Raw genomic sequence first — 14,846 nt, 5'->3', positions numbered from 1 at the left:
ATATTAATTTAGTTTTTCTTCAAAAAGCATATAATCAAAGAAATGGGCTTCTTTCAGAAAGGAGCCTTTTGCTAATTTTTTCGCATGTTGTGCTACTTCTTTCGCTAATGACGGCTGATCTATGAGTTCAAAGTACTCCTTTAAGAAGGCATACACAGAAAGCGATTCATAGGAAACAGCCGGTTGCGCTGTAGCCCGCGTATAGCGCCCGGTAATTCTTTTTTTCGTTTGCCACTCCTGACTAATCCACTTCTGAAATGCCGGTGATGCCACATCACGCTGTTGACGATTGATGGCAATGAGAAGCTGATCCACCATATGAACTTCTGAGCTTCTATAATAGCGGTGCTGCGCTACATCATAATACTCAGGGAAAAATGGGGGCTCGCCATCTGCATTTTTCAAAAGTGATACCATGTTTGTTGTATGCGCAAACATTCGAAAAAAGTCATCCGTTAAGTAGCTTAACGTAATCCGAGAAGCAGCCGCATGTTGTGACCAATTCACATAGTCGGTATAGTACCCGCCTTTTCTCTGTGTATCCACAATACTAGTTTGTAGCTTTGTGGCCAATTGCTCATAGTTCTCACGCTTAAATTGCTGTGCCCCTTTTTTCAAAGCCGCAATAATCCGCGTATCATCAACAAGTGCATTGGCTGATGTTTTCGGGTCAAGTGCCCATTTTATGTAGAAGTGATCTCCTTCCTTAACGATAAACTTGGAAGAAAGGAGCTTCACTTGATCCTCAAAACGCGCTTGATCATCCACCTGCAATAAATAGTTCATGTACAACCCAACACTTTCAGATAAGTATTGAGAAGTCGCTTTGTTCGGATAAGCATGAATTAAATGATCCTTCGAGCTATAGGTTGCCTCAATATGCTCTTGCACCTCTTGTTGAGGCTTAGATTGGTTTAACAGCGTAAATACGCCATAAATGGCGACGGCAAGAACCAGACCAATCCCAATCGTCAGGAAGAAGGTTCGTTTCATTGCGCTTCCCCTTTAAAACGCTGCGTTTTATCCCAAGCAATAGTTTTCTTGCGAATGCGACTGGAAATGTACGAATAAGAGCTGCGAATCAATAGAATAATGAAAATTTGTGCATACGTAAAATACATGATTAAAACATAGAATACGTTTCTCACTGTTACATTTCCATCAATGACGATGGCACTTAGCAATTGTGCCGTATAGACAGCATAGCTCATAAACCAAAGAAGTAAGAGCGGTGCTTGAATGCTCGGTAATTCATAACCGAAAATCCCCATTACAAAAAACACATCTGATATCAGCAAAAGAAAAACAAATAAGAAATACGTTAAGAGATGCTGAAGCGATAATATAAAGGTTTTACCTTTCCAATGTGAAAAATCACGAAGTGATTTTTCTAATAAATATAAATTACCTGTTAACCAACGTGTTCGTTGCTTAATAAAAATCTTTAACGTTTCTGGCTCTTGTTCCCATGTTCTTGCTTGTGGAACGACCGGTAATAAATAACCTGCTGCCGTAATACGAACGGTTAACTCAGCATCTTCAGCAAGTGCATAAACGTCATAGCCACCCATTTCTTCAAGAACGGAGCGACGTAATAACATATTGGTTCCTGCTAGTGAACCTAGCTTAAACATAGCCCAACGTCCACATTGCATTAAAAGCTGAAACACTTGAAATTCTAAGCCAATCATGCGCGTTAGCCAGTTTTTACTAACATTTTGCGTTTTTACATAGCCAACAGCACCGGCTGCATTCGGTGTTTGTTCAGCTGTATGCACTAAGTGCAACAACGCATCACTTTCTGGTTGGTTATCGGCATCATACACGATAAAATAATCTGATTCTGAAATGCTTAAACCATAGTTTAGAACGCGTGACTTCCCTTTTGGCGAACCCGGAGGCACTTTAATATAGTGAATATGTGAAAACACTTCCGCAAAGCTTTGCACAATTTCACCCGTATCGTCGGATGATTGATCATCTAACAAATAAATATTTAACGTTCCTGGATACTGCAGACGAGCCATTGCTCGCATCGTATCTTCCATTACAACGCCTTCATTATGCGCTGGAATCAGCACAGCTACACTTGGGTACTGCTTAAGCGGTGGATGACCTTTAAAGCGCAGACGATGCCATAAGCCACCAATCGTTACGAGCGAATAAAAGAGCAATAGCACCCAAAAAAAGACGAGGATGACGAGCAAAGACGTTTGCATCAACGTGCCCCCTTAATGGACTGTTCAATTTGACTTACTTCCGTAATCGGTAATTCTTGAAATGAAAATGGAAACTGAACATGGTTAAAAATGGAGCGCGCTTTTTGCTTAAAGCGTTCTTGTACAATTTGAACACCGTTTTCTTTAGGATTTTGCAACAAAAGATAGAGCGCAGAATCTGTATGCGTCACTAAATCAAAATCTTTACGAATACTTTGTAAAGCAATTTCGCCAAGCTTTTCAGTAATGGTTAGCTTCGTTCGTGCGCTTTTAGAATCAATGTTTAGTCGTAGCAAGCATAAATTTTCCTGACGACGCGATGTTCCACTATAGATAATCTTTGCTTGATCAACAAATTCATGCGTCGTTAATACTTTAACAACTGGATCATACTTTTCTAAGCGCTGGACGCGTTCTCTTAGTGCTTTATTATCTAAGCTAATAGCTTGTACATACGTTAAAACCATCCAATATAACAAGAAAAATGCCGTCATTAATAAGTGCAAATACATATACGATACTTGGACGCCATTATTGACTGTATTAACAAAAGCGTCAATGGTGAAAAAGGCCCCAACACCGAGAATACCAATCATCGCAAGTAAAAATACAAACTTTCCTTTAAACAATGGCATGACTAACATTGCGATTCCTGCAATCGCTAACATGAATTGATAATAAGGCAGTTTTGTATAAAAAATTGCAGCGGTTGTTGCCATTAACAATAACAATAGCAAGCTAATGGTGAGTGATTTTTTCATGTAACAGCCCCCTTTAGGTGAATTATATATAAATACTACTTCACTATACATTATTCTACAATAACATTTTCTTCAAATTAAGGAATGTTTTCTTCTCATCATAGTAAAAAAATCCTTTAAAATCAACGAAATTTCGTGATTTAAAGGATTTTTAAACTTTTGTTATTTAATATTTAAATATAACTGGAAATACACCAATATCGCCAACTTTTACTACAAAATTCAGTGAACTGCCCGCCAACAAAAGGCCTGTGGATGGAAATACGCGTCTTTACGTAATGGTAAATGGCTGTTATACACCTTGCGTACTGTAAAAAATATAAAACGAGACTAACGTCACAAGTACAGTTAGTACACTGCTCACTAAATAGTTGATTTGCTTACTTACTTTATATTTGTAAATACTTCCCGCAGCTAAACCGCTACAAACTAACCCCGATAATTCCCAATGAGGCTGATCGTGAAAGCTTTTCCAAGCAATGAGTAAGGCACCGATGATCACCATCGTTATCGCACCATATATAAAAGCCTCATCGTCCCACCGTTTTGTCTCCGCAGCTTTTTTATCACTGTCGCCTTTTTCTAAAATTTCTTCTTTTTTCATAAAATCACCCTTTTTAGGAATGTATGACACATATTATAGCATACTGACCTTTACGCTCACTTACCCACCTACTTTTGGACAGTGTGTAAAGGCGGGTTACTTTTTTACTATATAATTCGATTCATTACTGCTAAAAAAAGCGCCCGACAGCTATTGTCGGACGCTTTTCATTAGGATTTCTTATTTTGTTTCGTAATTCGACCTTCAATTTTCGGATCGATGGTTCCTTTGTCCTTAATGTAATCAATAAGGGCATCTAGATCGACAACATCGATTTTCTTGTTCTTGCCGCCGCGTAATGTTGTATAGCCATCGCCGCCACCTGCCATGAAGTTATTCACGGTTACTGTGTAGGATTTGCTATCATCAAGAGGCGTTCCATTTGGTAGCGTTACGCTTGTTACTTTCTCATTTGCTTTGCGAGAATCATCATACGCAACTTTTAGTCCAGATACTTGTAGGATCTTCGCACGTGTTGGATCGCTCCATTGCTCATTTAATAAGCTTTTTACTTGTGCACCTGTAAGTTCCATCGTTACTAGATCGTTACCGAATGGTTGAACCGTAAAGGCTTCTTTCCACGTAATATCTCCCGCATCAATATCTGCTCGGATGCCACCTGGATTCATAAAGGAGAAGTCTGTTTTCGTTTTAAAACGCATGCTGTCAGCAATGAGGTTCCCCATTGGCGACTCGCCATCTTCATTTGACTCTTTATTAATGTAAGCGGGTGTCTTACCAATTACTTGATTTAGCTTTGGTGCAACATCTGCTGTATAGCGATCAACAAATGCTTTTGTTGCTTCGTCTGGCTTCACTTTTGTACGATCCACTTGAACGATTTCTGCTGATTTTTTTACGATATCATGTGTTTTCGGATCAATTTGCACCTTCACATCAGAGAAAGAAGTTCCATAAGAATAAGCTTCAACAATCAATTTATGATCAACTGTTGCATTAATGAAACCATGGTTATGTCCGGCAAAAATGACATCTACATCATCGTCAATGTCGTTTGCGATGTTAACCATCTCGCCTGTTGGATTAGCACCATCGGCCATTGAGGCTGCTGGCACGTGAGCAATGACGGCAATGGCATGAATGCCTTTGCCTTGTAGTTCTTTCGTATACTTATTGATTGCTTCTGTTTCGTCTGTAAACTCAACACCTTCTACGCCGCTAGGAATAACGACGCTTGGTGTATCAGAAAGGGAAATACCGATAATCCCAATCTTTTGTCCCTGAACTTCTTTAATAACGTATGGCGCAACTAATGGTTGACCCGTTTTCTTGCTAATAACGTTGGCTGCCACATATGGGAAATTAGCTCCTTCAAATGGGCCATATTTCTCAACGGTTTTCGGGTGTGGTCCACCTTTTAACAGACGTTGAAGTTCCGTTACACCTTCATCAAATTCATGGTTACCAAGCGTCCCTGCATCAAAGCCCAGGTTGTTAAAGAAACGAATAGTTGGTTCATCTTGCAGTAAAGCAGACATTGGTGAACTTGCTCCAACAATATCTCCGGCATGAACCATTAATGTATTATCAGGGTTTTCCGCTTTTCGTTCTTTTAGGTAGGAAGCTAAATATTCTGCTCCACCTGCATTTAGCTTCTGATTATACGTATCAAGTTGACCATGAAAATCGTTAACGCCTAAGAAACGAACGTCTACACTTTTCAGTTCTTTCATTTTGTAGGAATATTTCGCAAAGCCTTCTGCTGCTTTACCTACATATTTAATTGGCCCATTTGGATCAACGACAGCTTGCGCATCAGGTGAAGATTCAAATGTCAGGTTCGGTTCTCCAGGAATCTCTGCGAACTTCCAATTGTGATCTGCGGTCGGATCGATGGTTTTTTGTTGTGTAATATAATCGATCAACACTTGACGATTCTCATCAGGATAAAGCTTTACTTCTGAGTTGTTTTTTACACCTGGGAATGATCCACTCGCACGATAGTTATTCGTTGCGACGATAAATTCTTGATTGTGATCAAGCGGCTTACCGTCATATTTTAAATTGCGAATGCGGTGCGCATTTTCATTGACTACTTTCCCATCACGGTCATACTTCGCTGGTTGCGACACATCAATATCATACGTCACACCATCGATTACATCGAAATTGTAGGTCGGATAATTACTATTAATGAGCGCTTGCTCTTCTTTTTTGTCACCGTCAATTTGTTGGAATTGTCCGGCAGACATCTCAAGCCATTCTTTCACGTCTTTTCCTTTAACCTTTACCGTAGCAACGGTATTCGGGTACAAGTACAAATCAGACACGTTCTTAATAGCTATTGTTCCTTTTGCAATGTTCGTATAGTAGGAAGCACCGTTACGGCCCCCAGCTTTAAACGGAGCACCTGCTGATAGAACTGGAAGACCTTCGTCTTTCGTCCCTTTTAGCTTCTTCTCTACGTACCATTTTTGAGCATTCGTTACAATCTGTACAGATGGATCATCTTGTACAAGGGAGAAATAGCTATTAATAGGCGCTGTTGTTGTTCCAACCGGCTTGCGAACATACTCAATCGTGCCTTTATGCTCTTTTTCAATGGCTTTGACAATGGATTGATCTGTTTTCACAAGGCTTTTCTTTTGAACTTTGTCATAAACAGCACGAAGTTGAGATTTTGCCTTTTCGACAGACCATTTGCCATTTGATTTTACTAAGTTCATGTCAATAACCCCAAGGTTATTACCCCAGTTACCGGCCATGATTAACGGCTTGCCATTCACTGTTCCGTTCTTCTCATCTACATGTGGTAGGTTGGAGAAGTCTCCTGGGAACAGCTTATGATTGTGACCAGATAATACTGCGTCCACGCCTTTAATTTTCGTAAGCTGGTACGCGGTATCTTCTTCAAGCTCTTCATATTTCGCATCACCCATACCCGAGTGAGCAAGCACAACAACAACGTCTGCACCGTCACGTTTCATACGATACATATTATCTTTAACGGAGGCAACGATGTCCTTCGTTTTTACTTTTCCATCTAGGTTCGCTTTATCCCACAGCGTGATTTGCGGAGCAACAGCGCCAATAACACCGACTTTTACTGTTTGCTTTTTGCCATTTGTATCCACAAAAGTACGCTTTAAAATTTGGTAAGGCTTTAGTAAATTTTTATCATTGTATGGATTGCGATCATGATCGTCTTTATAAATGTTAGCGTTCACATAAGGAAACGGAGAAGCATCTAACACTTGCTTTAAAAACGGCAAGCCGTAGTTAAATTCATGATTACCAACCGTCGCTGCATCGTAATTAAGAAGCTTCATCGCTTTGAACACAGGATGAAGTTCGCCCTTTTTGAGCTTGTCAATCTTGGCTTTATAGTCACCAAGAGGCGTTCCTTGAATAAGATCACCGCTATCAAACAATAGTGTATTCTTCGCTTCTTTTCTTGCTTGTTTGATGAGTGTAGCTGTTTTTGCCAAACCAAACTCTTCTGTTTCGCTGTCTTTATAATAATCATAGTTTGCGATGTTCGCATGAAGATCCGTTGTTCCTAAAAGACGAAGTTGAACGGTTTCTTTTTTGCTTGGCTTATGTACTTTTTTTGCAGCTGCATCTGCAGGTGAGTTACCAAGTGATGATGCAAACAATGAAAGTGTTAAAGCGGAAGCTGTCATGATCCGACTTGTTTTACCTAAGGACTTTCTCCCCATATGAATCCCCCTATGACTGCCAAATATGTACTGCATTCTAATTATATAGTTTCAAATTGAAAATGAAAGCGTTTTTTTATAAAAATTTTTTTTATGATAACAAAAGAAAGGGGCAACCTCGTGTTGAGGAGCCCCTTTTTTCAAGATGATCGATTAGCGATGAGTTTGAAGACAAAAACAACAACTGCTGCAATTAATAAGATATGAATGACGCCGCCAGCAATTTTAAAAATAAAGCCTAGCAGCCATAGTACAACAAGTATTCCGATGATGGTCCATAGCATCTTTCATCTTCCTTTCTTTACATTCCATTGATTGTTATCGTTATGTTTCCCCAAAATCATTTTTCCAAACAAAAATTTTCTCATCCTACTGAAGCGCACATTCTTCTAAAAAAATATAGGTAGGACAATCACCGCCATAACGGCATTCTGTCGGGTGATTACTATCAACTTATTTTTTTGATGTTTAACTTATGCTAAGAACGTGAACATATACAACTGTAACTTATACTTAAAGGAGGAATTCGACATGGCAACTGTAAAACCGTTAGTTCGTGAATTTGCAACAAAGCAAGAAGTGGTGGTAGCTGTTCAAGAGTTAGAAACGCGTGGTATTCATGAAGATGACATCTATGTACTTGCTCATGAAAAAAGCGACACGAAAGACATTGCAGACGCAAGCAACGCCAACACAATCGGTGTTTCCGAACAAGGAGTCGGAACAGCGCTTAAGAACGTCTTCCAAAAACGCGGTGATGAGCTTCGTAGCAAAATGGAGGAGATTGGTCTAAGCGCATTTGAAGCAGATGAATACGAGCAGAAGCTAGATCAAGGTAAAGTACTCCTATTCGTTAAAGGCGATCACAATCTTGGAACGTGGGTATAAGTAGAAAAAGAAGACCGTGGAGAAAAATCACACGTACGTGACGATAGAATAAAAACGAAAGCAAGCGAATGGACAACCACTAGGCTGTGTCCAAACGCTTGCTTTCTTTATTGTTTTTTCTAAATGGCAGGTGTCATCGCCCTTGATTGAATGAAATCAATGGCCGCCACATTAAATTTCTCTGGCTGATCGACGTTACATACGTGACCACAATCCGCAAACACAAGCAGTGACGAAAATTTTTTCTTACCGATAAATGCTTGAATCGGCGGTAAAAACATATAATCTTCCTCGCCCATAATATAGAGCGTTGGAATGGGTAACTCCTTGTTCCGTAATTGCTTTAAAAAAGGATTCACTTTAAGCGTTAACCCAAACCAACGAATAAATTCTTTTTGACATAGTTTCTTCGCTTCTCTAATAAATAAGGAGCGCGACTCTTCATGTCGTTTCTTCGGCATAATTACCCAAGCAAACAGGCGATAGAGCCACATAAAAGGCAGCAGCGCTTTGCCGATATTGCCGAGCGCAATCAGAAATCGCGAGCGAAAATTCAGCTTCATAACGGCGCCACCAAGAGTCATAGAGGCAACCCGATCAGGTTCCATTTCTGCAATGGTTTGAATTAAAATCGTACCGAGCGAAATGCCAATAAAATGTGCGCGTGCAATGCTTAAATGATCTAACACGTGCAATACATCACGACTTAACGCCTGAAACGAATAATTTTTAAGCAAAGGGATGTTCTTTTGCGAACGTCCATGACCTCGTAAATCGACGAGGACAATATTAAAGTGCTGTCTAAATTCGCGTAATTGTTTAAACCAAATTGAGGAGCTACCGCCTGCACCATGAACGAAAACAACCCATTCATGCCCTTCCCCTTTAACGTACGTTTTATAGTGAAGCACATTTTCCTCTCCTTTTAGAAGATCTACTAGTTGTATTGTAGCACGACTTTTATCACCGATAACGATCATATTTTACACAATTTTGTCAAAACTGAAAACATTGATACAATCGTAGTATAATAGAGTGATTGAACATTAAAGGAGGACAAGCGAATGGCAAAAGAAAGCTCATTTGACATCGTTTCAAAAATTGAATTATCCGAAGTAGACAATGCAATTCAAATTGCAATGAAAGAAGTGAAAAACCGCTACGACTTTAAAGGAAGTAAAAGCGACATCACGCTTGATAAAGGGAGCGAGGAGCTCGTTCTTTTATCCGATGATGAGTACAAGCTTGAGCAATTGAAAGACGTCCTGCTTTCTAAACTCATTAAACGCGAAGTACCGATCAAAAATATTGATTACGGAAAAGTGGAAAATGCTTCTGGTGGCACCGTTCGTCAACGCGCTAAGCTGCGTCAAGGCATCGATAAAGACAACGCGAAAATCATTAACACGCTCATTAAGAACTCTGGCATTAAAGTGAAAAGCCAAGTACAAGATGATCAAGTACGCGTGACGGGAAAAAGCCGTGATGATCTTCAGCAAATTATTACCGCGGTTCGCGAAGCAAAGCTTTCCGTTGATGTCCAGTTTATTAACTATCGCTAAAAAAAAGAGAGCCCGCATCCGATTGGTTGCGGGCTCTCTTTTCATTACAGCCGTAACTCGCCGTGAGCAAGTGTTGGTTGTTTCATGACTGTCTGTTTTGGAAAAATAAACGTCCACGGCATACTCGTATGCGGAGGAAGCGCTGTATGCGTAATGGTAAAGACAGATTGCGCGACGGCGCTTCCTTTTTCATAATAAGTCAGTTCTTGTTCAGAAAACGTAAGTGTTTCTCCACCAAAATGATGAAGAAGGCACATAACGAGCAGGTCTCCCTTATGATTCAGCGCACTGCGCACAAACGTAAACTTTACAGGTGCACCTTCCTCATGCTTACTTTGTTCAAAAAGGTTCGTTATAAGAGCTCGATCTTGCTCACTAATCGTTTGATCCCATTTTTGTTCAAACATTAACCGTTGCAATTAGCGTCCCTCTTTTCTTTAATCACGCTTCAATCGTTTATAAAGCGCATGTGTGCCACTATTCTCTTCACCCATTTGCGCTAATTCTTCGTATAAACTTTTCGTGAGCGCTAAGCCTGGCGTTAAGAGACCCATTTCTTTTGCGGAATCAAGCGCTATTGTCATATCTTTAATGAAGTGTTTTACATAAAATCCAGGTTCAAAGTTACCCGCAATAATACGCGGTGCTAGATTTGAAAGCGACCAACTTCCCGCTGCTCCTGATTCAATACTTTTTAGTACGGTTGTTGGATCAAGTCCAGCTTTTTCCGCATAAAGTACCGCTTCGCAAACGCCAATCATACCAGAGGCAATCGCAATTTGATTACACATTTTCGTATGCTGACCCGCACCCGCTTTTCCTTGATGAACGATATTTTGACCCATTGCTTCAAAAATCGGCATCATCGCATCAAACGCCGCTTGATCGCCACCCACCATAATCGATAAGCGTGCTTCACGCGCACCAACATCACCACCGGAAACAGGCGCATCTAGTGCAAACAAACCGCGTTCTTTAGCTGCTGCATAAATTTGTTCTGCAAGCGCTGGGCTTGATGTTGTCATATCAATGACGTAAGCGCCTGCTTTCGCGCGAGCAAGAATACCCTCTTCTCCGAGGTATACTTCCTTCACATCCGATGGATAGCCGACCATTGTAATGACTACATCACTTGCTGCCGCTACATCACCCGGTGTTTGTTCCCACACCGCTCCTTGTTGAAGAAGATCTGCTGCTTTTTCTTTCGTTCGCGTATAAATATGAACAGCATGTCCCTGTTTTAACAGATGACCTGCCATACTTTTTCCCATCACACCTGTGCCGATAAAGCCAATTGTTTGCTTTTCCATGTGCCAAATCCTCCTTGGTTGTTTGCTTTCATTATAGTGATTCTAAGTATGATAATCCATCCATATTACTGGAAGTGCACGCTTTTACTTGAAATAAATCGAATTTCACGTTGAAATAGTACTAGAAGCGCAGTAAGTAAAGGAGTCGATTCTATGAAAATCGCATTATTTGGCGCAACCGGACGCACCGGGCGCATTATTTTAAAGCTCGCCCGACAAGAGGGCCATTTCGTAAACGCACTCGTTCGTAACAGTGCCTCACTCAGCAGTAACGACGCAACAGTCATCATCGGTGACGCCACGAATGCCAACGCTGTTATGGAAACGGTCGCAACAAGTCAGGCTGTTATTAGCGCCCTCGGTACAGATGGCGGTACCGTACTAACCGAAGCACTACCGAAAATCATTACAGCCATGAAAAAACAAGGCATCTCACGCCTCATAACGATCGGTACAGCAGGCATCTTAAATAGCCGATTAGAAGAAGGCAAGCTTCGCTATGAATCTAGCGAATCGCGGCGACGCCTCACACGAGCGGCAGAAGAACACCGCCGTGTCTATGAGCTGCTCGCAGCATCTGACCTCGATTGGACCATCGTCTGCCCCACGTATTTACCAGACGGTGAAATGACAAAGCACTATCGCGTAGAAAAAGACTACTTACCCGAAGATGGACGGGAAATTTCCACCGGCGATACGGCCTACTTTACGTATCGACAACTTTTTTCTGAAGACTATTATAAAACGCGTGTTGGCATCGCTTACTAAGCTTGTCAAAGAGCAAGAAGACCTCAATGCTTTGAGGTCTTCTTGCTCTTTATTTCAATGCTACTTCACGAGAAACCTGATCAATTTCTTGTAAATGCTTTTGACTCAATTGAAACGACAGCGTACCGATATTCTCTTGCGCATGAGAATGTTTCGATGCCCCCGGAATTGCCACCACTGTCTCATTATGAAACGTCACAAGCCAGTTCAACGCAATTTGACTTGGCGATGCCTCATACTCTAAGGCTAAACGATCGAGTAAATCAATCAGCGGCAACGTTCGTTTAAGACTGGACGCTTTAAAAGAAGACGTCATTTTTCGAAGCGGTGACACATTTTTGATTAACTGCTCATCTTTATGAAACTTTCCTGTTAAAATACCTTGCTCAAGCGGCGAATACGCAATGATTGTTATACCAAGCTCTTTCGCTGTATTTAAAATGCCGTTATGCTCAATTCTGCGATCAAGCAAACTATATTTCACCTGATTAGACACGAGTGGAAATCCTTCCTTTTCTAGCTCACGATGGGCACGCCACATCTTTTTCGCAGAAAAGTTACTCACGCCAGCATATCGAATTTTCTTCTCACGAATAAGCGTTGCCATCTTCTTCATCTCAGCCGTTTCACTAGATAAAGAGTACGGCTGATGCACTTGATACAAGTCAATCGCACGACCGCGCAATGCCGTAAGACGCTCATCAATCGTCTTCGTAAGCGACCCAGCTGTTCGCATTAAAGGCCACCATTTCGTCGCAATGAGTGCCTCATTTGCTTCCTCTCCTAACGCATTCAATGCTTCAGCAAGCGCCTCTTCTGATTTTCCACCGCCATAGGCCTCAGCCGTATCAAACCAATTAATACCACCTTCTAAACTAATTTTTACAATCTCCTCAATAGCAGCGTGATCAAGCACCGACCACCACTTACCAACAAGCCCACTTCCCTGACTAAATTGCCACGTACCAAGCCCTAACGCCGAAATCTCAAGCTCCGACTGCCCGAGCTTCCGGTTTGGAATAGCCGTCATACACATTCTCCTCCCTCTCATTAGCAACCTTCTTTACTTTCCATAAGTATACTATTGAGTGACTCCCCGCCAAAGCAGCACGCTCTTAAAAAATAAAAAAAGTAACGTTGAAGTGAACGTTACTCTCAAATCGGGTTGTGAGGATATTCTTTTAAATACTGTTCTACTATTTCCTTGTCATCCTCATCCGTTGGGGCAGCTCCTAGGTATTTATACTCCCAAAGCATTAACCTTGCCGAGGGATCATAGTCAGTTGCGTCCCAGTTTGTATAATCATAGTGCAATTTGAACTTCCCGCTTCTTTCTACAATCATTGTGAAGGAGTACCATAATTCTTGTTTATGTTTTTTAAATATGTCTCTTAATTTTTCAGAAAGAAAGTATAGCTCTATGTAATTAACTTTATACTTATTTAAGGGAACCATTTTTTTTGTACGTAAATCCACACTATAAATGTAAATATCGGGATTTTCTATCGTGTTGAAAAAAAAATAGATATCTGCACCATCATCTGTAATATTGTCATAAAAATAAAAACGTTCCCATTCTACTGGTATAATCTCATGGACCTTTTCAGCAATCTCTTGATACATCGTATTCATTTCTTGTTCAAAGCTCATAAGAACCTCCGTTATATCGGATTGTGAGGATATTCTTGTAAATACTGATCTAATACTTCTTTGTCATCCTCATCCGTGGGGACAACTTCTAAGTATTTATACTCCCAAAGCATTAACCTTGCCGAGGGACCATAGTCAGTTGCGTTCCAATTTGTATAATCATAGTGCAATTTGAACGTTCCGCTTCTTTCTACACTCATTGTGAAGGAGTACCATAATTCTTGTTTATGTTTCTTAAATACATCTTTTAACTTTTTAGATAGGAAGTATAGCTCCATGTAATTATCATTATACTTTTTTAAAGGAATCAGATTTTTCGTACGGAGATCCACACTATAAATAAAAGTATTGGGGTTTTCTACTCTGTTGAAATAAAAATAATTAGCTCCACCATCATCTGTAATATTGCCATAAAAATAAAAACGTCCCCATTCTACTGGTATTATTTCATGGACCTTTTCTGCTATCACTTGATACATCGCATTCATTTCTTGTTCAAAGCTCATAAGAACCTCCGTTATATCGGATTGTGAGGATATTCTTGTATATACTGATCCAATACTTCTTTGTCATCCTCATCCGTGGGGACAACTTCTAAGTATTTATACTCCCAAAGCATTAACCTTGCTGAGGGATCATATTCTGTTACGTCCCAATTTGTATAATCATAGTGCAATTTGAACTTCCCGCTTCTTTCTACACTCATTGTGAAGGAGTACCATAATTCTTGTTTATGTTTCTTAAATACATCTTTTAACTTTTTAGATAGGAAGTATAGCTGCATGTCATTATCATTATACTCATTTAAGGGAACCATATTTTTTGTAAGTAGATCCACACTATAAATATAATTATTGGGATTTTCTACTGTATTGAAGAAAAAATAATTGGCTCCACCATCATCTGTAATATTGCCATAAAAATAAAACCGTTCCCATTCTACTGGTATTATTTCATGGACCTTTTCTGCTATCACTTGATACATCGCATTCATTTCTTGTTCAAAGCTCATAAGGACCTCCGTTATATCGGGTTGTGAGGATATTCTTGTATATAGCGTTCTATTACTCTGTGATTACGCTCATCCTTGGGAACAGCTCGTAGGTATCTATACTCCCAAAGCATTAACCTTGTCAATGGACCATAGTCAGTTGAATCCCAATTTGTATAATCATAGTATAATTAGAACGTTCCGCTTCTATCTTCCCTCATTGTTCGCTCTTCAGAGAAAGACATCAGCAACTCTTTCTTGTTAACGAGTCTATCAAAACTTCGTGTAGATCCTAGTACACCTAGTTTTATGGAAAACAACCTATACATAATTACCTAAAACAACCATCTATTTTTTGTTATTAAGCTTTTTTATGGTTATATTATCCAATCAAACTAATAGCCCGTCAACGA

At 40.2% G+C, this 14,846-nt stretch carries 15 protein-coding genes and 2 pseudogenes; 3 read left to right on the top strand and 14 right to left on the bottom strand.

Features of this window, described 5'->3' with window-relative positions:
- Positions 1–3: 3 nt before the first annotated feature.
- The 6 genes from A374_RS19165 to A374_RS20795 form a co-directional block, all read right to left on the bottom strand.
- A complete protein-coding gene (locus A374_RS19165) occupies positions 4–993 on the bottom strand; it encodes a hypothetical protein (protein WP_007203911.1) in 990 nt (329 codons plus the stop codon).
- Positions 990–2,219, bottom strand: a complete 1,230-nt coding sequence (locus A374_RS19160) for a glycosyltransferase family 2 protein (RefSeq protein ID WP_007203910.1) — start codon at positions 2,217–2,219, stop codon at positions 990–992. The genes A374_RS19165 and A374_RS19160 overlap by 4 nt, the downstream gene beginning before the upstream one ends.
- The gene (locus A374_RS19155) at positions 2,219–2,980 is read right to left on the bottom strand and encodes a hypothetical protein (RefSeq protein ID WP_007203909.1); all 762 of its coding nucleotides are present in this window, start codon (positions 2,978–2,980) and stop codon (positions 2,219–2,221) included. The genes A374_RS19160 and A374_RS19155 overlap by 1 nt, the downstream gene beginning before the upstream one ends.
- Positions 2,981–3,272: 292 nt before the next feature.
- Entirely contained in the window at positions 3,273–3,584 is a 312-nt protein-coding gene (locus A374_RS19150; RefSeq protein ID WP_007203908.1) for a DUF6442 family protein, read from the bottom strand.
- Positions 3,585–3,754: 170 nt separating this feature from the next.
- Positions 3,755–7,264 (bottom strand): bifunctional 2',3'-cyclic-nucleotide 2'-phosphodiesterase/3'-nucleotidase, encoded by a 3,510-nt coding sequence (locus A374_RS19145; protein ID WP_007203907.1) that lies wholly within the window; start codon positions 7,262–7,264, stop codon positions 3,755–3,757.
- 140 nt (positions 7,265–7,404) lie between these two features.
- Positions 7,405–7,548, bottom strand: coding sequence for a lmo0937 family membrane protein (locus tag A374_RS20795; RefSeq protein ID WP_007203906.1), 144 nt, complete (start codon positions 7,546–7,548; stop codon positions 7,405–7,407).
- Between the two features lie 247 nt (positions 7,549–7,795).
- On the opposite strand from A374_RS20795, the gene A374_RS19140 reads away from it, so the two are divergent.
- Positions 7,796–8,152: a YflT domain-containing protein gene (locus A374_RS19140; RefSeq protein ID WP_007203905.1), complete on the top strand. Its 357-nt coding sequence runs from the start codon at positions 7,796–7,798 to the stop codon at positions 8,150–8,152.
- A gap of 119 nt (positions 8,153–8,271) precedes the next feature.
- Here A374_RS19140 and A374_RS19135 read toward each other — a convergent pair whose 3' ends face one another.
- Positions 8,272–9,063, bottom strand: coding sequence for an alpha/beta fold hydrolase (locus A374_RS19135; RefSeq protein WP_007203904.1), 792 nt, complete (start codon positions 9,061–9,063; stop codon positions 8,272–8,274).
- A 153-nt stretch (positions 9,064–9,216) separates the two neighbouring features.
- Here A374_RS19135 and A374_RS19130 point away from each other — a divergent pair, with 153 nt between their 5' ends.
- Positions 9,217–9,714: a YajQ family cyclic di-GMP-binding protein gene (locus tag A374_RS19130; protein WP_007203903.1), complete on the top strand. Its 498-nt coding sequence runs from the start codon at positions 9,217–9,219 to the stop codon at positions 9,712–9,714.
- Between the two features lie 44 nt (positions 9,715–9,758).
- Here A374_RS19130 and A374_RS19125 read toward each other — a convergent pair whose 3' ends face one another.
- Together A374_RS19125 and A374_RS19120 are read right to left on the bottom strand one after the other, a co-directional pair.
- A complete protein-coding gene (locus A374_RS19125) occupies positions 9,759–10,133 on the bottom strand; it encodes an SLAP domain-containing protein (protein WP_007203902.1) in 375 nt (124 codons plus the stop codon).
- 18 nt (positions 10,134–10,151) lie between these two features.
- A pseudogene (locus A374_RS19120) lies at positions 10,152–11,036 on the bottom strand (NAD(P)-dependent oxidoreductase); the annotation flags it as partial.
- A gap of 141 nt (positions 11,037–11,177) precedes the next feature.
- Here A374_RS19120 and A374_RS19115 point away from each other — a divergent pair.
- Positions 11,178–11,792 (top strand): NAD(P)-dependent oxidoreductase, encoded by a 615-nt coding sequence (locus tag A374_RS19115; protein WP_007203900.1) that lies wholly within the window; start codon positions 11,178–11,180, stop codon positions 11,790–11,792.
- 49 nt (positions 11,793–11,841) lie between these two features.
- Here A374_RS19115 and A374_RS19110 read toward each other — a convergent pair whose 3' ends face one another.
- The 5 genes and pseudogenes from A374_RS19110 to A374_RS21210 all read right to left on the bottom strand — a co-directional run.
- Positions 11,842–12,822: an aldo/keto reductase gene (locus tag A374_RS19110; RefSeq protein WP_007203899.1), complete on the bottom strand. Its 981-nt coding sequence runs from the start codon at positions 12,820–12,822 to the stop codon at positions 11,842–11,844.
- Positions 12,823–12,947: 125 nt separating this feature from the next.
- Positions 12,948–13,442 (bottom strand): immunity protein YezG family protein, encoded by a 495-nt coding sequence (locus A374_RS19105; protein WP_007203898.1) that lies wholly within the window; start codon positions 13,440–13,442, stop codon positions 12,948–12,950.
- Positions 13,443–13,453: 11 nt separating this feature from the next.
- Positions 13,454–13,948, bottom strand: a complete 495-nt coding sequence (locus A374_RS19100) for an immunity protein YezG family protein (RefSeq protein ID WP_007203897.1) — start codon at positions 13,946–13,948, stop codon at positions 13,454–13,456.
- An 11-nt stretch (positions 13,949–13,959) separates the two neighbouring features.
- Positions 13,960–14,454, bottom strand: a complete 495-nt coding sequence (locus A374_RS19095) for an immunity protein YezG family protein (protein WP_007203896.1) — start codon at positions 14,452–14,454, stop codon at positions 13,960–13,962.
- 11 nt (positions 14,455–14,465) lie between these two features.
- A pseudogene (locus A374_RS21210) lies at positions 14,466–14,609 on the bottom strand (TIGR01741 family protein); the annotation flags it as partial.
- Positions 14,610–14,846: the final 237 nt, after the last annotated feature.

Source organism: Fictibacillus macauensis ZFHKF-1 (assembly GCF_000269865.1).
In the GTDB taxonomy this organism is placed as follows: domain Bacteria; phylum Bacillota; class Bacilli; order Bacillales; family Fictibacillaceae; genus Fictibacillus_C; species Fictibacillus_C macauensis.
The sequence above is the reverse complement of the archived record's forward strand: the minus strand, read 5'-3'. Positions and strand labels throughout refer to the sequence as shown.

Bases quoted from the DNA above. Each gene is read 5' to 3' on its own strand.
- A374_RS19110 (WP_007203899.1), bottom strand. From the start codon at position 12,822: ATGACGGCTATTCCAAACCGGAAGCTCGGGCAGTCGGAGCTTGAGATT.
- A374_RS19140 (WP_007203905.1), top strand. From the start codon at position 7,796: ATGGCAACTGTAAAACCGTTAGTTCGTGAATTTGCAACAAAGCAAGAA.
- A374_RS19165 (WP_007203911.1), bottom strand. From the start codon at position 993: ATGAAACGAACCTTCTTCCTGACGATTGGGATTGGTCTGGTTCTTGCC.
- A374_RS19115 (WP_007203900.1), top strand. From the start codon at position 11,178: ATGAAAATCGCATTATTTGGCGCAACCGGACGCACCGGGCGCATTATT.
- A374_RS19145 (WP_007203907.1), bottom strand. From the start codon at position 7,264: ATGGGGAGAAAGTCCTTAGGTAAAACAAGTCGGATCATGACAGCTTCC.
- A374_RS19100 (WP_007203897.1), bottom strand. From the start codon at position 13,948: ATGAGCTTTGAACAAGAAATGAATGCGATGTATCAAGTGATAGCAGAA.
- A374_RS19155 (WP_007203909.1), bottom strand. From the start codon at position 2,980: ATGAAAAAATCACTCACCATTAGCTTGCTATTGTTATTGTTAATGGCA.
- A374_RS19130 (WP_007203903.1), top strand. From the start codon at position 9,217: ATGGCAAAAGAAAGCTCATTTGACATCGTTTCAAAAATTGAATTATCC.
- A374_RS19150 (WP_007203908.1), bottom strand. From the start codon at position 3,584: ATGAAAAAAGAAGAAATTTTAGAAAAAGGCGACAGTGATAAAAAAGCT.
- A374_RS19160 (WP_007203910.1), bottom strand. From the start codon at position 2,219: ATGCAAACGTCTTTGCTCGTCATCCTCGTCTTTTTTTGGGTGCTATTG.
- A374_RS19095 (WP_007203896.1), bottom strand. From the start codon at position 14,454: ATGAGCTTTGAACAAGAAATGAATGCGATGTATCAAGTGATAGCAGAA.
- A374_RS19105 (WP_007203898.1), bottom strand. From the start codon at position 13,442: ATGAGCTTTGAACAAGAAATGAATACGATGTATCAAGAGATTGCTGAA.
- A374_RS20795 (WP_007203906.1), bottom strand. From the start codon at position 7,548: ATGCTATGGACCATCATCGGAATACTTGTTGTACTATGGCTGCTAGGC.